Below are 19205 nucleotides of genomic sequence, written 5' to 3' on the forward strand. Positions count from 1 at the left end.
CCCGCCGGAAGGGCGGACCGGCGTAACCGCGACGCCGGGGCCGCGCCCTGGACCCAGCGACAGTCCTCGAAGAAGGGGAGGTCGGTTTCCCGGTTGGACAACCGGAAGGCCGGCCTCCCCGTTTTTTGCCCCCTCGCGCTCCTGAACCTTCGTGCCCGTCTTTGCCGGCGTCGCTTCCTCAAAAGGCGCTGCGGCCTTTGGCAGCAACGCCTCGCCGTGTGACGCATTCCGCGCAGCGTAAGGCCGCCGTTCCTGCCGGATGCGAGGCTTGGCCGAAGCCCCGTCTGACGGCCGGAGGCGGCCTTCCCCGCTTGGCTCAACGCGTCCGGGTTCAGGCCCCGGCCCGCAGGGCCGCCGCGATCTCCGGGACGCTTTGGCGCGGCGCGGCCATGGCGGCGTCCAAGCGCTCCAAGAACGCCTCGGGCGGCCGGGCATGGCTGCCCCGCACCACCGCCAGCTCGGGATAGGCTTCCCGGATCACGCTTTCATAGCGCGCCAGAAACGGACAGCCGTCCACCATGCAGGTGGCGAAGTGGATGGCCCTGGCCCCGGAAGCAGCCAAGGCGCCCACCCGGCGCAGGATCTTTTCATGGCTCCGCTTGCCGGCGCAGCCGGCGCAGCTGATGACCCCCACCACCCGGACCCCGTCCGGGTACTCGACGGCCGAAAATGGGGCCTGAGCCTCGCTAACCGCCCGCAAACAGCCAAACACGCTGCACCCCACGTCCTGGGTGGTGTTGGAACAGGTCAAGATGCCAATGTCGGTCATGGTTTTTCTCCGGGTTTGCCGGCCAAAGTAGACCGGTCGTCTAGTTGCGGATTCGAAAAAAAACGCTCGCGCGTTTTCGCTTCACCCCATGTTGTTCCCCACAGGCCGGCCGCCTGAACTTCGGCCGGCAACCCGGCGCGGACGGTCAGGGGGGCGTACTGGCGGCAAGGTCGACGCATCCCGGCCGACGGGTCTCATGCCCTCCCCGAGAAACAAAGGCTGGTGCTTGCGGCCTGAGCATGCAGGACGCCGCGCGGCCCCTTACCATGCGGCCCTGTCCCAGCGACGCACCGCCGCCAGACTTCTCCCCTTTAAGGGGCGGTTTGCCCAACGCCAGACGAAGCCCCGAAAAGCAGGCGGGCGGCAAACCTCTCGAAGGTCGCCAGGGGGCCGTCGTCGCGGGCCGCCTTCATGCGCATAAGCGCCCCCTGCCAGGCCCCGGCCAGAAAGCCGGCCGCCTCGGCCGGGTCGAGGCTCGCCTCGATCTCCCCGCTCGCCTGGCCGGCCGCGACTAGGCGCTCAAAAAACCGCGTCAGCCCCGCGAGGGACACGGCCAGCCGCTTCCCCAACACCTCGGACTGGCCGGCCAGCTCCAGCACCAGATTGCCGATGGGGCAGCCGCGCCGAAATCCGCCTTCAGCCTGGGACTCCCGGTAGCGGGCCACGAACAGCGCCAGCCGCTCCCGGCAGGTCAAACCCTCGGTTTCCAGGGCCGGCCGCCCGATTTCCCGGACCATGGCCTCGTAGTGTTCGATGACCGCCAGGGCAAAGGCTTCCTTGCTCGGGAAATAATGGTAGAACGACCCCTTGGGCGCGCCGGCCGCGTCCAGGATCTCCTTGAGGCCCGTCGCGGCATACCCCTGGCCATGCATGATGGCCGCCCCGGCCCGGATGATGCGCTCCCGCGCGGTCTCGTTCATGAGGCGATGATTAGACCGGTCGGTCTAGTCGGTCAAGCAAAAAAACGGCCTCAGCCGTTGTCGCGTCCTTCGCCCAGGCCCTTGATCTTGCCCAGCAGGAAGCTTTCCAGCTCGCGGCGGTCCTTGCGCAGGCGCACCAACTCGGCTTCCAGCACCCGCACCTTGTCGCCCAGGACGGCGTTTTCAGCCCGGGCCTGCGCCAGCTCGCTCGTAAAGGCGGTCATGGTTGCCTCCGGCAAGGCGGCCGGTCCGCCGGACTGGCCCCGCCCGAGCTGTTCGGCCAGGGTCCGGGCGATCTCCGCGCCAATGGCCGAGGCCATGGCCAGCATGGTCTGGGCGTCCACGCCCCCGCCCGTCCCGCCGCCGGCCGTCATCGTCTGGGGCGCGGCCGGGCCTTTCGCCTCGCCGCTGCCTACGTTGACCGGATAGCGCCGGGCAAGTTCACTCCGCACGTCGCCGGCCGAAAGTCCCTGGGCCAGCATGGCCCCGATGTCGCGAAAGATCGCCACCGCCTCGGCCCGGTAGCGCTTGCCGCGCCCGGTCCCGAAGCTTGGCAGCACGTCGTCGAAACGGTTTTTCCAATAGTGCAGGGTCGATTCCGGCACATCCAGAATCTTGGCCAGGGCGGCGATGGAATACAGGCGGTTGTCGGCCACGTCGGCCTCCCGGGAAAGCGTCGTCCAAAAGCCTTGAACCGCCGCGCCCCGCCCTGTCAAGCCGCTTCCCGCCCGGTCGGAAAACCGCCGCAAAGCGCCGCGCAATCGTCAAGCAAGCGCCCGGAAACGCCACATCGCCGCCACATCGGCCGGACAGGATGCCCCAACATGCACCGTGGGCCGAAAGACGGCCGACAGGAGAGGTGACGCCATGACCACCACCAGCCACCGCGACATCTTCGACCTCGCGCCCCATGTCAGCGGCGCGTTTGCCCGCCGGGCCGCCAACTTCTTGCGGCCGGCGCTGTTTAGGCTCCTTGGCCTGGACAAGCTCGAAGCCATCCATGGCCGGCTGCCGGCCGAGGCCGACGCCGCCGGCTACATTGACGCCTTGCTGGCCGACCTCGACGTCTCCATCCGGGTCAGTCCCGAGGAACTGGAGCGCATCCCCAAGACCGGGCCGGTGGTGGTGGTCGCCAACCATCCCTTCGGCTGCCTGGAAGGGCTGGTGCTGGCCAAGATGCTCCTGGCCGTGCGGCCCGACGCCAAGATCATGGCCAACTTCCTGCTCTCGCGGCTGCCCCAGGTGCGCGACCTGTTCGTGTTCGTCGATCCCTTCGGCGGGGCCGACGCCACCACCCGCAACGTGCGGCCGCTCAAGGAATGCCTGTCGGTGCTGCGCGCCGGCGGCCTGCTCGGCATGTTCCCGGCCGGGGCCGTGGCCCATCCCCGCCTGATAAACGGCCGTCTGGACGTGGCCGACCCGCAGTGGAATCCCTCGGTGGCGCGGCTGGTGCGCAAGACCGGGGCCACGGTGGTGCCCATCCGCTTCTCCGGCAAAAACAGCCTCCTGTTCCAGACCTTAGGCCTCGTCCACCCCATGCTTCGCACGCTCATGCTCCCCCGCGAGCTGGCCAACAAGCAAGGGGCGACGGTGGAAGCCCGCATCGGTTCGCCCGTGCCGGCCGACCGCCTGGAGCGTCTGGCCAGCCGCAACGCCGACCCCGACGCCTGCATCACCCGCCACCTGCGCCTGCGCGTGGCTTTGCTGCGCGACCGGCCGCACAAACCCCGGCTGCTGCCGCCGCTGTTTCCGCCCCGGACCGGCGGCCGCCAGGACGCCCTTATCCCGGCCGTGAACCCGGAACTTTTGGCCGACGAAATCGGCCGGCTGCCCGAGAGCGCCGTCCTGCACCGCAGCGGCGAATTCGCCGTCATCGAAGCCAGGGCCGAGGCCATTCCCCTGGCCCTGCGAGAGATCGGGCGGCTGCGGGAATACACCTTCCGCCGGGTGGGCGAGGGCACGGGCAAGGCCTGCGACCTGGACGAGTTCGATCCCCACTACCGGCATCTGTTTCTCTGGAACGTCGAGAAAAAGGAAATCGCCGGAGCCTACCGCATCGGCCGCACCGACGAGCTGCTGGCGGCCAAGGGCAAACACGGCCTGTACACCAGCACGCTGTTCGTGCTCAAAACCAAGTTCTTCGCCAACATCGACCCGGCCCTGGAGATGGGCCGGTCGTTCGTGCGGCCGGAATACCAGAAAAGCTACGCCCCGCTGTTGCTGCTCTGGAAAGGCCTGGCCCAGATGGTCGTGCGCGAGCCGCGCTACCGCATCCTTTTCGGCCCGGTCAGCATCACCAGCGAATACAAGCACGCCTCGCGCCGGCTCATGGCCGGTTATCTGGAAGGCCACGTCTCCCACCCGGTCCTGGCCCGCCACGTCAAGCCCAAGACGCCCCTGCGCGGCCAGACCTGGCTGGCCCGGGCGGCCAAGACCCTGGTGGCCGACCTCGACGACCTGCTGACGCTCATCGACGACATCGAGGCCGACCGCAAGGGCATTCCGGTGCTGCTGCGCCAATACCTCAAACTCGGCGGCAAGCTGTTGGCCTTCAACGTGGACAAGGCCTTCGGCGATTGCCTCGACGGCCTTATCGTGGTGGATCTGCTCCAGGCCGACCGCCGCCAGCTCGAACGCTACATGGGCAAGGAGGGGCTTGCCGCTTTCGTGGCCCACCACGAACAGGCCGCCCAGGCTGAAGCGGCCACGCTGGAGCGCTGCGCCTAACCCCCACGCTCTCTCCAACAACGCGAAAGGGGCGGATTTTGGCGCGAGGCTTTGATCGCGCCAAAATCCGCCCCTTTCGCTGGCGAGGTGGGAGCTGGAATTTCCGGGTTGCCGTCCGGGCGGCTTCCGCCTGGGCGGCAACCCGGAAATTCCAGCTCCCGTCTTCTCTCGGGCCGTAAACCATACGCCGTCCACCGCCCCGCCCACCCGACCCAAAACCAGACCGGGGGTCCGGGGGCCTAAGGCCCCCGGCGGGTTCGGGCAGCGCCCGATTCGTCTTTCTCTTCGCTTCTATCTCCCCCTCTACCTTTCCCCTCCCTTCACCCCCCGCCCCTACGGCGTCGTCGTGATGCGTCCGTCCAGTTCCAGCTTCACCGGGTCATGGCGGCGCAGCCAGTCGGCCAGGATGTCGGCCACGGGCGTGCCGTCTTGTTCCACGTCGCGGCCGGCCTTGGCGAAAAGCGCGTAGCCGTCGCCGCCGCGGTAGAGGAAATCGGCCATGGCGACGCGGTAGTCGGCTTCGGGCGCAAGCGGCGTGAAGCGGCCGGTTGCATCGGCGGCTTCGACGCGGGTGACGCGCGAGCCGGCCGGTTTGGCCGGGTCGTAGGCGTAGCGCAGCCCGGCGACTTGCAGGAACCGGCCGGTGCCGTCGGTAAGCCCGACGTTGCCTACGCCGTGCTCCAGGGCGGCCTTGATGTCGGCTCCGGTCAGGGTGACGACGGTGAGGGTGTTGGGGAAGGGGAAGGCGGTCAACACGTCGCCCAGGGTGATGTTGCCCGGGGCGAGGCCGGCTCGGATGCCGCCGCCGTTGGCGACGGCCAGGGTGGCGTTGTAGCGGCGGCCGGCGGCCAGGAGGGCTTCGGCCATGAGGTCGCCGGCGGCGCATTCCTCCTGGCGGCACATGGCCGCGCCAAGGGGCTTGTCCGTATGGCTGACCACGGTTTCGCGGAAGGCGGCCAGGGGCTTGGCGAAGCGTTGGACCTCGGCCAGGATGGCCGGGTCCTCGGGCACGGCCCCGTCGAGGCGAATGGGGTTGCCGCCGTAAGCCACGACGTGGCCGGCGGCGTCGAAGGTGGCGCGCAGATCGCCCAGGTAGCGGCCCCAGTAGCCGGCGGTGACGATGAGGGTTTTGCCGCCGCCGGGGTGTTCCACCACGTACGGGCTGGGGCCGACAGCTTCGGAAACGCCGTTGGCCAGCAGTACGTGGCTGTGGCCGCCGACGATGACGTCGAGGTCCGGGACTTTTTCGGCCAGCTTCTTGTCGCCGCTTAAGCCCGCGTGGCTGAGCGCAATGAGGATGTCCACGCCCTGGCCGCGCAGCTTAGCCGCGACTTTTTTGACGGCCTCCCCGGGCGCGGAAAAGCTGACGCCCGGGCCGGGGCTGGACATTTGCGGCGTCTTGACCTGGGCCACGCCGATGATTCCCACCTTTCTGCCGCCTATTTCCCGAACGATGTACGGCACAACCAGGCCATGCAGCGCCGAGGAGGCTTCGGCCTCGAAATTCGCGGCTGTCATCGGGAACTTGAGCGCCCGAATAAAATTCGCCAAAGTGGCTTGCTCATCGTCGAATTCATGATTGCCCAGGGTGGTGGCGTCGTAGCCCAGGCGATTCATGAAAAAGGCCAGGGCCTCGCCCTTGTATTTGGTGAAATAAAGCGTCCCCTGGAACTGGTCCCCGGCGTCGAGGAGCAGCAGGTTGCCGCCCTTGGCCCGCTCCCGGCCGATGGCCGTGGCCAGCCGGGCCACGCCGCCCTGGCATTTGCCGGCCGTGTCCTTTTCCTGGTCGCAAAACGCGCCGAAGTCGTCGAAGGCGGCCAGGTGGGCGTGGATGTCGTTGGTGTGGAGGATGGTGAGCTGCAAATCGCCCCCGGCCAGGGCCGGCTGGGCGGACAGGAGCAGCAGCCAAAAGGCACAGACAACCTGTTTAAAACGCGGCATTTTTTGGACCTCCGAAGGTTGTTCGGCACGAGTAGGAGCCGAACCGAAGAAACCACTTGACAAGCAGAGCCAAATCGAATTTTTAACTCGACATCAGGAGAAATCAAGAATGATCGACGAAATCGACCGCCGGATTCTGATGATCCTTCAGGACAACGCCCGCACCTCCAACGCCGACATCGCCCGGGCCGTGTCCATGGCCCCGTCGGCCGTCCTGGAGCGCGTGCGCAAGCTTGAGCGCAAAGGCGTCATCACCGGCTACGAGGCCCGCATCGATCCGTCCAAGGTCGACTTGGACCTGACCGCCTTCACCTTCGTCAAGACCGACGAGCCTGTGGGGGCCATCGACACCGGCCAGCAGCTCGCCGCCGTGCCGGGCGTCCAGGAAGTCCACTATGTGGCCGGCACGGCCGCCTACCTCATCAAGGTACGCGCCCCGGACACCAGGTCGCTGGCCGACCTGCTCAAGGTCATCGGCCGGCTCTCCACCGTGCGCGACACCAATACCACGGTGGTGCTGCAAACCGTCAAGGAAACCGGCGCGCTCCCCCTGGGATCGCTGCCCCAGCCCGGAGAGGAATGATGCAACACTCGCTCGACGACGCCATCCGCCAGCGCGGCAAAGCCTTCTTCGCCAGCATCCGCGGCGAATCGCCCTCGATTTTCAACAAGGGCTTCTGGACCGGCAAGGTCATGGACTGGGCCATGCAGAACGAGGCCTTCAAGGTCCAACTGTTCCGGTTCGTGGATGTTTTGCCCTACCTCACCACCTCCGACAACCTGTCGCGCCACATCGAGGAATATTTCTCGGGCGGCGACGCCGGGGAGATTCCGTCGGTACTCAAGTGGGGCGCGGAAAAGTCGGGCATGTTCGGGGGCGTGGCGGCCAAGCTCATGGGCAAGGCCATCCGCTCCAACATCGAAGGCATGGCGCGGCAGTTCATCGTCGGCGAGAAAACCAAAGAAGCGGTGAAAAACATCGCCAAGATCCGCAAGGACGGCTTTGCCTTCACCGTCGACCTGCTGGGCGAGGCCACGGTCTCCGAGGAAGAATCCGACGCCTACCGCGACGGTTACCTCGAAGTCCTGGACGCCATCGCCGCCGAGCAGGGGTCCTGGAAGGCCTTTGGCGGGGCCGGCGACGGCCTGGATTGGGGCAGCGCGCCGCGCGTCAACGCCTCCATCAAGCCCTCGGCCCTTTTTTCCCAGGCCAAGCCCATGGACTTCGAAGGTTCCGTGGAAGGCATCCTGGCCCGGATGCGGCCCATCTACCGCAAGATCGTGGCTCTGGGCGGGGCGCTGTGCATCGACATGGAACAGCTCAAGTACAAGGACATCACCATTGAGCTGTTCAAGCGCCTGCGCAGCGAACCGGAGTTTAGGGACTACCCCTACCTCTCCATCGTGCTCCAGGCCTATCTGCGCGACACCGGGCACGATCTGAACCAGCTCATCGAATGGGGCCGGGCCCAGGGCCTGCCCTTTGGCATCCGGCTGGTCAAGGGCGCGTACTGGGACTACGAAACCGTGGTCGCCAAGCAGATGGGCTGGCCGGTGCCGGTCTGGACCAAAAAGCCCGAGTCGGACATCGCCTACGAAAAGCTCTCCCGCACCATTCTGGAAAACAGCGACCTCATCTATTTCCAGTGCGCCTCACACAACATCCGCACCATCGCCTGCGTCATGGAGACGGCGTCCGAACTGGGCGTTGCCGACAACCGCTACGAGTTCCAGGCCCTTTACGGCATGGCCGAGCCGGTGCGCAAAGGGCTGCTCAAAGTAGCAGGCCGGGTGCGCCTCTACTGCCCCTACGGCGAACTGCTGCCGGGCATGGCCTATCTGGTGCGCCGGCTGCTGGAAAATACCGCCAACGAATCCTTCCTGCGCCTGAGCTTCGCCGACGGCGAGGCCGAGGACGTGCTGTTGGAGAATCCCGAAAAGACCCTGGAGCGCGAGATCGCCCAGAAGCCGGCCCGGGAGCCGGCCACGCCGGCCGTCATCGACGGACTGACCGCGTTTCGGGGCGAACCCCTGGCCGATTTCACCATCGCCGACATGCGCGCCGCCTTCCCGGCCGCCATCGCCGCTGTCCACGCCAAGGCCGGCCGGGTGATTCCGCTCTCCATCGGCGGCAAGACCATCGAGACCGCCGACCGCATCCCCACCGTCAACCCGGCCAATCCTGACGAAGTGCTGGCCAATGTCTGCCAGGCCGGCATCAGTGAAGTGGACGCGGCCATCGCCGCCGCCAAGGCCGCCTTCGGTCCCTGGCGCGACAAGACCCCGCGCGAACGGGCCGAGGTGCTGCTGAAGGCCGCCGCCATCGCCCGCCGCGAGATCGTGGCCCTGTCCGCCGTGCAGGTGCTGGAAGTCGGCAAGCAGTGGGATCAGGCCTACAACGACGTGGGCGAGGCCATCGACTTCCTGGAATACTACGCCCGCGAGGCCGTGCGCATCGGCACGCCGCGCCGCATGGGCCGCGAGCCGGGCGAGAAAAACCACCTCTTCTACGAAGGCAAGGGCGTGGCCGCCGTTATCGCGCCCTGGAACTTCCCCTTGGCCATTTCGCTGGGCATGGCCTCGGCCGCCATCGTCACCGGCAACACCGTGGTCTTTAAGCCCTCCAGCCTGGCTTCGCTTATCGGCCACGGCCTGGTCGACATCTTCAAGGAAGCCGGCCTGCCGGACGGCGTCTTCAACTTCTGCCCCGGCCGCGGCTCGGTCATGGGCGACTATCTGGTCGAGCATCCGGCCATTTCCACCATCGCCTTTACCGGCTCCATGGACGTGGGCCTGCGCATCATCGAAAAGGCGGCCAAGGTGCATCCCGGCCAGGACTACTGCAAGCGGGTCATCGCCGAGATGGGTGGCAAGAACGCCATCATCGTTGACGACGACGCCGACCTCGACGAAGCGGTGCTGGGCGTGGCCTACTCGGCCTTCGGGTTCCAGGGCCAGAAGTGCTCGGCCTGCTCGCGGGTCATCGTGGTCGATTCCATCTACGAACGCTTCACGGCGCGGCTCAAGGAAGCCTGCGAGAGTATGAAGATCGGGCCGGCCGAAGACCCGGCCAACGCCATGGGACCGGTGGTCGACGCCTCCCAGCAGGCCAAGGTGCGCGAATACGCCGCTTTGGCCCGCCAGGAAGGCAAGATACTGGTCGAGCGCGGCCTGGACGCCAAGGGCTACTTCGCGCCCATGGTGGTGGTGGAGGGCATCCGCCCCGAGCACCGTCTGGCCCAGGAAGAGATCTTCGGGCCGGTGTTGTCGGTCATGCGGGCGAAAAGCTTCGACGAGGCCATCGAATGGGCCATGTCCACCCGCTACGCGCTCACCGGCGCGGTCTACAGCCGCAGCCCCCGCCATCTGGAAAAGGCGCGCAAGGAATTCCGCGTGGGCAACCTCTATCTCAACCGCAACAGCGTCGGAGCCATGGTGGCGCGCCAGCCCTTTGGCGGCTCCAAGATGTCGGGCGTAGGCTCCAAGGCCGGCGGCCCGGACTACCTGCTCCAGTTCGTCGATCCCCGCGTGGTGACGGAAAACACCATCCGTCGCGGATTCACGCCCATCGACGAGGACGACGAGTGGGTTGATTAGGCTGGAGAGGGTTGAGGAAGAGCGAAGCAAGAGAAGAGACAAGAGAAGCGATGAGAAAAAGCCGGGGGCGGGGGACCGCTCCCGGCTTTTTGGTTAGGGATTCATGGCATTCACGCCATGCCTGCGGCAATCGGGTTGACGCTAGCCCCTTGACCGCCGTCACCCGCAACGTTATTCGTTACACATGATCCTTCGATTCCGGCATAAAGGCCTTGAGCGGCTTTTTCGCACAGGGGATCATCGTGGCGTCAACGCCCAGCACGTCCGCCGGATCAGCCAGATGCTGGCGATGCTCAATGTCAGCGCCAAGCCGGAAGACATGGATTTGCCCGGCTTCCGGCTCCATGCCCTGGAGGGGACGCGAAAAGGTCAATGGGCGGTGTCCGTCTCGGGAAATTGGCGCATCGTCTTCGAGTTTTCCGGCGAGGACGCAACCCATGTGGATTTGGTGGATTACCATTAGCTCGAGGGCGAAACGGCTTTCGGATTCGTGGCCGACGTCACGCCCATAATCGGAGAAAAACCATGACCATAATGTTCGACCCGCCGCATCCCGGCGAGATCATACGGGAACAATGCCTTGCCCCCCTCAACCTGTCGGTGACGGAAGCGGCCAAGGGGCTTGGCGTGTCGCGCAAGGCGTTGTCCGAGTTGCTCAATGGCCATTCCGGCGTGTCGTCGGAAATGGCGATTCGTTTGTCCAAGGCCTTCGGCAGCAGCCCGGAAGCCTGGTTGCGGCTGCAAATGCAGTACGACCTCGCCAAGGTCGCCCACCGGGCGGATTCGATCCAGGTCACCCGGTTTAGGGGGCAAACGCAGGCGTGATGGGATAGACTATTTTTTCCGAGATTTAGTCACAAGAAATATTATATTGTTATTGACAACTGGCCAGACATATGATTTGTTTTTAACAGTTTTATGAATTTTTATATCTTTCTGGAATCCTTGATTCTAGCCCAGAGGTTCGCAAATGAACACTCCATCAGTCATCGCAAAAAAACATAAACTCTCACTTAGACGTCTTGAAATTGACTTGTCGAAACTTCTAAAGCCCGTATCAAAGGGGATCATTGCAGCTGCCTCGAAAGACTGGAAGGGTGCATATATCAATTTTATAGATACTATAGACGCACTCGGTCTATCAAAAACAGCTGAAGACCATGCATGGGATTTAATATACAAATCGACCACTAAAGCAATTTACGAACTTATCGAAGAGAGTATTCCACACAGCAATAAAACAGATCAGGAATTATACGAACTGCTCCAAACTATTACCCACTCAATCGAAATACATGAACCAATAATCGATTTAAACTTTTTCTCTAACCCTAGAACTTTTCAAAACCTACCGGACATTTCAAGCAATCTCCGCCAGTGGCTAACCACAATAGGAATTGAAGATCATAAAGCACAGTCTGTCTCGAACAGATTTCCGCGCTACTTTGCCAAAGCCTTATATGACGAATGGAACAAGAACAAAGAGAAATACAAGTGCATTTTAGATGCCTTAGATTCTCCATTTAACGAAGCTTTAAGAAACGAATTAGACTGGAAAAGATATTTTTCGTGGCTCCAAAGACAGCCCTACGAACCGATGATGGAGGAAATGTTTGGCATTGCAAGCATATACATACCACTCAGAGCGTACTATAGCGCCAGAGAAACAAAGAAGGAATTTTCTGAAGCTCGGGCAGAATGTGAAGTAGCAAATGCAATATCATGCAAAAACAATATTGTTATCGACTTAGAATCGGCCATATTAAAATGGCTAAACGACCGAGACAAAAAAGACGCTATTCGGATAATTTGTGGCGGCCCAGGATGTGGAAAATCATCCTTTGCAAAAATCCTGACAGCGAAACTTGCCGAAGCAGAACGAAAGACAATATTCATACCATTACATATGATTGATGCCAACGAAGACTTATCGAAAACCATAGGCAATTTCATGCAGAGAGGAGGTTGGCTAACTTACAATCCAGTGGACACTGAAAACGATGATTTCATTGTCATACTAGATGGTCTCGACGAACTTGCCATGCAAGGCAGAACGGGGATAGAGGCAGCACGGTGTTTCCTAGGACACGCAACTCGAACTTTATCCATTGTCAACCAAGAGAAATTGAGGCTACAACTAATAATAACTGGTCGAGATCTTGCTGTCCAGGCTACAGAATCTGAATTCAGATTAAAAGACGCCACTCTTCACATTCTTCCATATATCGTAACTGATCAAATAAAATTTCACGAACAACTCAGCGACCCTGAGAAACTTCTTGAAATAGACCAACGCAATGCATGGTGGGAGCTCTATGGCAATGCGACAGGCAAAAACTACAAAGAACTCCCTGTTGAACTAAAAACCGAAAAGCTTGAAGAGATAACGTCTCAACCACTATTAAACTATCTCATCGCATTAACATACGACAAAGGAAATATTCATTTCTCATCGACAAACATGAATACCATATACAACAAACTACTCAACGATGTCTACGAAAGAGCGTGGGCTGACGAAAGACGTCCATGGGTTGGCGAGCTAACACATGAAGAATTTTACTTAATTCTTGAAGAAATTTCGGTTTCAGTTTGGCATGGAGACGGAAGAAAAACAAGTATCGACGAAATAAAAACGCATTGCAACAATTCAAAGCTACTAACGGTTCTTGATAAATTTCAAGATGGCGTAGAAAAGGGACTGATCCGACTCCTCACCGCATTTTACTTTCGCAAAGCAATTAGCCGAGGAGAAACAGAAACTTTCGAATTTACTCATAAAAGTTTTGGAGAATACCTCGTTTCCCGACACATCACAAGAACAGCAACAAATATACACAAGGATTACTCAAAAAACAAATCCGGCTATAGTCCCACTTGGAATGAAAAAATCGCCCTTGAATACTGGTGCTCACAATACGGGCACAAAGAAATGGACAGATATTTATACTCATTCCTCGAAGATGAATTTTGCACAATTCCAGTCCCCACTGTGAAAAAATGGCAAAAAATGTTCTGCCATTTAATATCATTTTTCTTGCAACACGGCATGCCGATGGAAAAACTTAGCGGGTTATCATTCCAAGAACAATGCAGGCAAGCCAGAAATGCAGAAGAAATTATGCTTGCTTCCCTTAATGCCTGCTCAAAAAACTCAACAACAATATCAAACATTGCATGGCCGCTACCGACAAGTTTTGGAGAGTGGCTAGCCAGACTGCAACCCCAAAGAAACTCGCCCGAGAGCACACTAGGGTACTCATGCCTTAATAACATATCCGCCAACAACCAACAACTTCCAATGGTCGACTTATACAGTTCTAATTTAGCAAAATCTTCGCTAAAAAACTGCCAGCTATTCAATGCTAACTTTATGTTCTCTAACCTATCAGAAGTTAACTTTAATGGGGCAAAACTCGACGATGTTGAATTTGCAAATGCTATTCTAAACAAGACAAATTTCGAATCAGCATCACTAAGAGAATCAAATTTTACAAACGCTATATGCAACAATGCCAACTTCAAAAAAGCTCGCATGGAAAAATCAAATCTGCACAAAGCTACGCTAATTAATACAAATTTCGAGAAAGCCGATCTAACGAACACAAATTTCTCAGAAGCATCACTTGAAGGGGCGAACCTAAGCAATTCAAAACTCAAAGAAGCTAACTTAACAAGAGCCAACCTTTGCGATGCTAACTTAGTTGGTGCAAATTTATCAGGATCCGACCTTTCAAAGGCGAACTTCAACAAGGCCAACCTCGCCAACGCAAACTTATTAAACTGCAAATTTAATTTTTCTAAGTTCCTAGGCGCAAACCTAGACAACGCAAAGTTCGATGACGACGTAGATATAGATTTATTAACAAACCAAAAGCGCTGTCAATGAGTAATAGGTGCGACCCCCAATTTATATAAACAAGACATCCAAGAAAATAATATGCAATTATAAATAGATCACCCCCGCCCCCGCTGCACCCCAAGCCCCGCCAGGATCAGCCCCAGCCCCACCACCGTGGACGGCAGGATCGCCTCGCCCACGAAGAAGTGGATCAAGAGCAGCGACAGAAACGGCGACAGAAAAATCAGGTTCGCCACCTTGGCGGCGTTTTCGGCGCATCGAAGCGCCGTGAGCCAGGTCACGAAGGCCAGCCCCATTTCGAACACGCCCACATAGGCCGCGCCGGCGTAGCCTGGCCAGTCGGGCGGCGGCAGGCCCGGGCCCAGGACCATGGCCAGTCCGCAAAGCGGCACGGCGCACAGGAAATTGGCCAAAAGCCCGGCCACGGGGTCGCGGTCGTCCTTGGCCCCCCAGATCCAATACAGCGCCCAGATGATCGTCGAGGCCAGGGCCAGCCCCACGCCCAGGGGACTGGCGAAACGCATCCCGAGGATGTCGCCGTGGGTGGAGATGACCACCACGCCGGAATAGCTCACCAAAATAGCGAACAGGTCGCGGCGGCGCAGCTTCTGGCCGAGCATGGGCACGGCCAGAAGCGACAGGGTCACGGCCCAGGTGTAGTTGAGCGGCTGGGCCTCCTGGGCCGGCAGCAGGTCGTAGGCGGCGAATAAAATTGCGTAGTAGCAAAAGGGATTGAGCGCGCCGAGCAGGGCCGAGCGCCGCCACTGGGCCGGGGTGAGGGCGGCCAGCCGCCGCAAGCCGCCGGTTGCGGCCAGCACCACAGCCAGGGTCAGGCACGAGGCCAGGCTGGCCAGGAAAAGCAGCTGCAGCGGCGCGAGATGGGCAAGCGACAGCTTGAAGGCCGAGGCCACGGTGGACCACATGGCCACGGTGGCCAAGCCGTAGCGGGTGGCCCGTTTTTGATCCTGCATCCAAAACCCCCGGGTTTCCGATGGCCTACCTGTTTGCGGCGAAAAAACCAAGGCGGTTTCCGATTCCCCCGGTTGACAATCCCGCGCAAGTCCGTATTCTGACGTCTTGGCATGACATCGGCCCCTGGGCTCCGTTCCCGCGACGCGGTCTCGCTGCAAACCCGTCGCCCCCACCCGGAACGCTTAACGCCCCCCGATGGCCAAAGGCCCCGATCTTCCGATCCTGACGCGGCCCGCAGCTTCCGTTTCTCGCATCGCCCGATCGCCCCCGCGCGCGAAACCGTTTGTTGCGCGGACTCACTTCTGCCAAAGGATATCCTTTTGAGCTTCGACTCTTTTTGCCTGCATGATTCCCTGATCGCCAACATCAAGCGCGCCGGATACGAAACCCCCACGCCCATCCAGGCCGAGGCCGTGCCCCACGTCATGGAAGGCCATGACCTCATGGGCCTGGCCCAGACCGGCACCGGCAAGACCGCCGCGTTCCTGTTGCCGATCCTGCATCGCCTCATCACCAACCCGGCCCGCACCCGGTCGCCCCGTACGCTCATCCTGGCCCCCACCCGCGAGCTGGCCGAACAGATTTTCCGCTCCACCCTGGACTTCATGCGCGGCACCCGCCTGCGCGCCACGGTCATCTACGGCGGCGTGGGCATGTTCCCCCAGGTGCGCGCCCTGCGTCAGGGCGTGGACGTCATCGTGGCCTGCCCGGGCCGGCTGCTGGATCATTTGAACCAGGGCAACGTCCGCTTCGACGGCCTGGAGACGCTGGTCCTCGACGAAGCCGACCACATGTTTGACATGGGCTTTTTGCCCGACATCAAGCGCATCCTGGCCGCCCTGCCGGCCAAGCGCCAGACCCTGCTCTTCTCGGCCACCATGCCTCCGGCCATCTCCGGCCTGGCCGCCGAGACGCTCACCGACCCGGTCACCGTGCGCATCGGCCATCTGGCCCCGCTGTCCACCGTGGAGCACGCCATCTACCCGGTCTCCCATAACCAGAAGGCCCCCCTGCTGCTGCACCTGCTCGGCGAAGCCGGCAAGGAATCGGTGATCGTCTTCACCCGCACCAAGCACCGGGCCAAGAACCTGGCCCAGCAGCTGTGCCGCTCCGGCCACAAGGCCACCTGCTTGCAGGGCAATCTGTCCCAGCGCCAGCGCCAGATCGCCATGGACGGCTTCCGTCGCGGCTCCTTCCAGATTCTGGTGGCCACGGACATCGCCGCCCGGGGCATCGACGTCTCCCAGGTCGCCCACGTGGTCAACTTCGACATCCCGGACACCGCCGAGGCCTACACCCACCGCATCGGCCGCACCGGCCGGGCCGAACGTGACGGCCAGGCCCACACCTTCGTCACCGGCGAAGACATGGGCATGGTCCGGGCCATCGAGTCCCACATGAAAAAGCCCCTGCCCCGACGCAACGTCGAAGGCTTCGAGCCCGAGCCCGGCGAATTCCGCCGCTCCGCTCCGGCCCCGCGCAGCGCCGCCCGGCCCCGCCAGGGCTACGGCGCGCCCCGCCAGGGCGGCTACGGCGACCGTCAGCGCCAGGGCGACCGCCCCTACGGCGACCGCCCCCGCGGCCCCCGGCCCGAAGGCGCGCGCGCCGACAGCGCCCGTGACGACCGTCCCCGCTCCGATCGGCCGCGCAGCGACCGCCCGGCGGCCGACCGCCCCCGGTCCGACCGGCCGCGCACCGAGCGCCAGCCGTCCGACGAGCGCCGCTCCACCTTCGGCCTTGGCGGCGCCGACAACCGCTCGGGCAACCAGCGCCCCCGCCGCGCCTACAACGACGGCGCTTCCGCCGCCTAAGGCCGCTTAAACTCGCATTTATAAGCCGCTCCGGTTCGCCGGGGCGGCTTTTTTGTTGGTGGTAGACAAAGGACGCGGTCATACGGCACACCCGAAAACCCCGGGCGTGCGCCTCCCGCCCCACAAGGACCGCCATGAGCAGCCACAAGCAATACCGCCTCGACCTCGACCGCATCGAAGCCTCGCTGCGCGAGGTGCAGGCCGATTTCGACCGCATCAGCGAAAAGCTCCTCATGCGCCGCGAGCCAATTACCGACCAGATCATCGCCAACCTGCTCGAAGGCTACGCCTACGTGGACCAACTGCTGGAAGACGGGATCGAAGTCTTCTCGCCCTCGGGCCTCGACCATATCCTGGAACTCAACCACATCGTGCTGTGCGGCGTTAACGACAGCCTGCGGCTGGAATACGGTTCCCATCTGTTGGAGACGCGCCGCCGCTTCGCCGACGGCATCGGGGCCATCGCCGATTATTACGAAGCCAAGCGCCATAAGGCCGCCCCGCGCCGGGCGGCCGGGGTTTACGTGCTCTCGGTCAGCCAGCCCCAGCTGTTCCTGGAAGGCAACCATCGCACCGGCGCGCTGGTGGCCAGCTACATCCTCGTGCAAGAGGGCCTGCCGCCCTTCGTGCTCACGCCCAAAAACGCCGTGGCCTACTTCAACCCCTCCACCCTCATCAAATGGCGCGATAAGCAGAAATTCCTGGACCGACAGTATTACCTGAAAAAATACCGCCGGGTGCTCCAGGACTTCTTCGAGGAAACCCTGGACAAGCGCTTCCGCCGCTCCCTGCGCCTGGACAAGGACGTAACGGCCAAGGACTGAGACCGTCCGGGGCGTCCCCGAGGTTCCCAATTATTGCTATGGCAATTGTATTTCGGACCGCGCGGGGATAGATTGACTGGATGACCAACCTTCCTGGCCGCTCCTCGCGTCCCGGCCCGGCCGGGATCCTGGCCGCCCGCCTGCGCCAGATCCATGGCCTGTTCGAGACGCGGCCGGTGCGGGCCGTGTTGCTGGCCCTGGCCGTGCTCTTGCCGCTGGCGCTGCTTATCGCCTGGACCCAGGCCTCGGCCTGGAAGGCCCGGGCCATGCGCCAGGCCATGGCCGAGGCCTCGGCCCTGGCCGCTGTGGAAGAAAACGACATCGCCGCCCGCATCGGCGAACAGTTTGGCCGGATGCGCAAGACCTCGCGGCTGCTAGCCAGCGACGTCCGCTTCGTCGCGCTCCTGAGAAACCCGGCCGACGCCGCCCTGGCCGATGAACTCAACCGCTACCTCGTGGCCTATTGCCGCGACCTCGGCCTGCACCGGGCCTATATCCTCGACGCCTCGGGCCGCTGTCTCGTCTCCAGCGACTACGCCAACGCCGCAACCCTGGTGGGGCGGAGTTTTCACGACCGCGACTACTTCGCCGGAGCCATGCGCGGCCAGCCCACCACCCAGTTCGTGGTGGGCCGGGTCTCCGCCGTGCCGGGCTTCCATTTCGCCACGCCCATCCTCGGCTGCGACGGCATCCTCGGCGTGGCCATGGCCAAGGCCGATCTGCGCCCCTTGGGCCAGGGCCTGCACTTCACCTCGGGATTCGTCACCGACGACCAGGGCATCATCGTCCTGGCCGCCGATCCGGACCATCTGCTCATGGCCGTGCCCGGCGCGCCGGCCTTGTCGCTGCCCGAAAACGAACGCCTGGCCCGCTACCAGCGGGCCGAGCTGGCCGTACTGCCCATAACGCCCCACCCGGTGCTGGGCGAAACCCTGTACGTGTCGGGGGGCGGCGCGCCGATCCCCTCGGTGCTGCGCCGGGCGACCGTGGCCAAGGAGAAGCTTGCCGTCTACCTGTTCGAGCCGGTCACCGGCCTGGCCGCCGCCGAAGCCCAATATCCCGTGCGATTCGGCCTCTACGCCCTGGCCGCCCTCTGCCTGCTTGGAGCCGGCCTGTCGCTCTACGGCTATCTGGCCCGAGACGCCTGTCTGCGACGCAATCTGCTGCTCCTAAACGCCAAGCTTGCCCATCAAGCCCACCACGACGCGCTCACCGGCTGCGCCAATCGCCGCCGTTTCGGCGAAGCCGTGGCCATGGCCGCGGCCGAGGCCGGACGCAGCGGCGCGCCCCTGGCCCTGGCCATGATCGATCTCGACCATTTCAAGCTGGTCAACGACCGCCACGGCCACCCCGTGGGCGACCGCATGTTGCGTCATGTCTCGGGGCTTATCCGGGGCAGGCTGCGGCCGGGCGAACTGCTGGCGCGCCTTGGCGGCGAGGAGTTCGCCGTGCTGCTGCCCGGCCTGGACGAGGCCGCCGCCCGCTCGCGCATGGACGCCGTCCGCCTGGAAATCGCCGCCACGCCGTTGTCCGTGGACGGGCTGGACGTGCCCCAGACCGTCAGCGTCGGCGTCACGGCCGACACCGGCGGCAAGCCGGTCCAGGAACTGCAACGCGAGGCCGACATGGCTCTGTATCTGGCCAAGAAATGCGGCCGCGACCAGGTGGTGGCGGCCTCCTGCGTGGACACGCGCCTGACCCTGGACGAACTCGAAGGCGGGGCCTGCCCCAATCCCAAGGGCGCGTGAGGCGGCCCGAAAGCCCCCTCCCCCGGGCGGCAGG

At 62.6% G+C, this 19205-nt stretch carries 14 protein-coding genes; 9 read left to right on the forward strand and 5 right to left on the reverse strand.

The genetic code is table 11. The features are described from left to right. Positions 1-331: 331 nt before the first annotated feature. The 3 genes from DMR_RS20570 to DMR_RS20580 all read right to left on the reverse strand — a co-directional run bounded on the left by DMR_RS20570 (position 332) and on the right by DMR_RS20580 (position 2345). Complete coding sequence (locus DMR_RS20570; RefSeq protein ID WP_015862975.1) at positions 332-769, reverse strand: CGGC domain-containing protein; 438 nt, start codon at positions 767-769, stop codon at positions 332-334. 311 nt (positions 770-1080) lie between these two features. Next, positions 1081-1689 (reverse strand): TetR/AcrR family transcriptional regulator, encoded by a 609-nt coding sequence (locus DMR_RS20575; protein ID WP_015862976.1) that lies wholly within the window; start codon positions 1687-1689, stop codon positions 1081-1083. Between the two features lie 50 nt (positions 1690-1739). Further along, entirely contained in the window at positions 1740-2345 is a 606-nt protein-coding gene (locus DMR_RS20580; RefSeq protein WP_043601282.1) for a MerR family transcriptional regulator, read from the reverse strand. Positions 2346-2556: 211 nt separating this feature from the next. On the opposite strand from DMR_RS20580, the gene DMR_RS20585 reads away from it, so the two are divergent. Further along, the gene (locus DMR_RS20585; protein WP_015862978.1) at positions 2557-4416 is read left to right on the forward strand and encodes a lysophospholipid acyltransferase family protein; all 1860 of its coding nucleotides are present in this window, start codon (positions 2557-2559) and stop codon (positions 4414-4416) included. Between the two features lie 333 nt (positions 4417-4749). On the opposite strand, the gene DMR_RS20590 is transcribed toward DMR_RS20585, so the two are convergent. Then, entirely contained in the window at positions 4750-6357 is a 1608-nt protein-coding gene (locus tag DMR_RS20590; protein WP_015862979.1) for a bifunctional metallophosphatase/5'-nucleotidase, read from the reverse strand. Positions 6358-6466: 109 nt separating this feature from the next. Here DMR_RS20590 and DMR_RS20595 point away from each other — a divergent pair, with 109 nt between their 5' ends. From DMR_RS20595 to DMR_RS23990, 5 genes are all read left to right on the forward strand, one after another. Continuing rightward, positions 6467-6940, forward strand: a complete 474-nt coding sequence (locus DMR_RS20595; RefSeq protein WP_006918829.1) for an Lrp/AsnC family transcriptional regulator — start codon at positions 6467-6469, stop codon at positions 6938-6940. Continuing rightward, positions 6940-9954 carry a proline dehydrogenase family protein gene (locus DMR_RS20600; protein WP_052279041.1) on the forward strand — a complete coding sequence of 1005 codons (3015 nt, stop codon included), beginning with the start codon at positions 6940-6942 and terminating at the stop codon, positions 9952-9954. The genes DMR_RS20595 and DMR_RS20600 overlap by 1 nt, the downstream gene beginning before the upstream one ends. 184 nt (positions 9955-10138) lie before the next feature. Then, a complete protein-coding gene (locus tag DMR_RS20605) occupies positions 10139-10417 on the forward strand; it encodes a type II toxin-antitoxin system RelE/ParE family toxin (RefSeq protein WP_015862981.1) in 279 nt (92 codons plus the stop codon). Between the two features lie 62 nt (positions 10418-10479). Next, positions 10480-10779: a HigA family addiction module antitoxin gene (locus tag DMR_RS20610; RefSeq protein WP_015862982.1), complete on the forward strand. Its 300-nt coding sequence runs from the start codon at positions 10480-10482 to the stop codon at positions 10777-10779. 145 nt (positions 10780-10924) lie between these two features. Then, positions 10925-13843 (forward strand): pentapeptide repeat-containing protein, encoded by a 2919-nt coding sequence (locus tag DMR_RS23990; RefSeq protein WP_015862983.1) that lies wholly within the window; start codon positions 10925-10927, stop codon positions 13841-13843. Between the two features lie 68 nt (positions 13844-13911). Here the strand turns inward: DMR_RS23990 and DMR_RS20620 are convergent, their stop codons facing one another. Beyond that, positions 13912-14787, reverse strand: coding sequence for a DMT family transporter (locus DMR_RS20620; RefSeq protein WP_015862984.1), 876 nt, complete (start codon positions 14785-14787; stop codon positions 13912-13914). A gap of 321 nt (positions 14788-15108) precedes the next feature. On the opposite strand from DMR_RS20620, the gene DMR_RS20625 reads away from it, so the two are divergent. From DMR_RS20625 to DMR_RS20635, 3 genes are all read left to right on the forward strand, one after another. Continuing rightward, positions 15109-16599, forward strand: coding sequence for a DEAD/DEAH box helicase (locus DMR_RS20625; protein WP_015862985.1), 1491 nt, complete (start codon positions 15109-15111; stop codon positions 16597-16599). 134 nt (positions 16600-16733) lie between these two features. Further along, positions 16734-17423 (forward strand): hypothetical protein, encoded by a 690-nt coding sequence (locus DMR_RS20630; protein ID WP_015862986.1) that lies wholly within the window; start codon positions 16734-16736, stop codon positions 17421-17423. A gap of 80 nt (positions 17424-17503) precedes the next feature. Further along, a complete protein-coding gene (locus DMR_RS20635) occupies positions 17504-19171 on the forward strand; it encodes a sensor domain-containing diguanylate cyclase (RefSeq protein ID WP_015862987.1) in 1668 nt (555 codons plus the stop codon). Positions 19172-19205 lie beyond the last annotated feature (34 nt).

This window comes from Solidesulfovibrio magneticus RS-1 (assembly GCF_000010665.1).
Classification (GTDB): domain Bacteria; phylum Desulfobacterota; class Desulfovibrionia; order Desulfovibrionales; family Desulfovibrionaceae; genus Solidesulfovibrio; species Solidesulfovibrio magneticus.

What these genes read in the sequence shown, in the direction of transcription:
- DMR_RS20570 (WP_015862975.1), bottom strand. Translation starts at nt 769, where the DNA reads ATGACCGACATTGGCATCTTGACCTGTTCCAACACCACCCAGGACGTG.
- DMR_RS20575 (WP_015862976.1), bottom strand. Translation starts at nt 1,689, where the DNA reads ATGAACGAGACCGCGCGGGAGCGCATCATCCGGGCCGGGGCGGCCATC.
- DMR_RS20585 (WP_015862978.1), top strand. Translation starts at nt 2,557, where the DNA reads ATGACCACCACCAGCCACCGCGACATCTTCGACCTCGCGCCCCATGTC.
- DMR_RS20590 (WP_015862979.1), bottom strand. Translation starts at nt 6,357, where the DNA reads ATGCCGCGTTTTAAACAGGTTGTCTGTGCCTTTTGGCTGCTGCTCCTG.
- DMR_RS20595 (WP_006918829.1), top strand. Translation starts at nt 6,467, where the DNA reads ATGATCGACGAAATCGACCGCCGGATTCTGATGATCCTTCAGGACAAC.
- DMR_RS20600 (WP_052279041.1), top strand. Translation starts at nt 6,940, where the DNA reads ATGCAACACTCGCTCGACGACGCCATCCGCCAGCGCGGCAAAGCCTTC.
- DMR_RS20605 (WP_015862981.1), top strand. Translation starts at nt 10,139, where the DNA reads ATGATCCTTCGATTCCGGCATAAAGGCCTTGAGCGGCTTTTTCGCACA.
- DMR_RS20610 (WP_015862982.1), top strand. Translation starts at nt 10,480, where the DNA reads ATGACCATAATGTTCGACCCGCCGCATCCCGGCGAGATCATACGGGAA.
- DMR_RS23990 (WP_015862983.1), top strand. Translation starts at nt 10,925, where the DNA reads ATGAACACTCCATCAGTCATCGCAAAAAAACATAAACTCTCACTTAGA.
- DMR_RS20620 (WP_015862984.1), bottom strand. Translation starts at nt 14,787, where the DNA reads ATGCAGGATCAAAAACGGGCCACCCGCTACGGCTTGGCCACCGTGGCC.
- DMR_RS20630 (WP_015862986.1), top strand. Translation starts at nt 16,734, where the DNA reads ATGAGCAGCCACAAGCAATACCGCCTCGACCTCGACCGCATCGAAGCC.
- DMR_RS20635 (WP_015862987.1), top strand. Translation starts at nt 17,504, where the DNA reads ATGACCAACCTTCCTGGCCGCTCCTCGCGTCCCGGCCCGGCCGGGATC.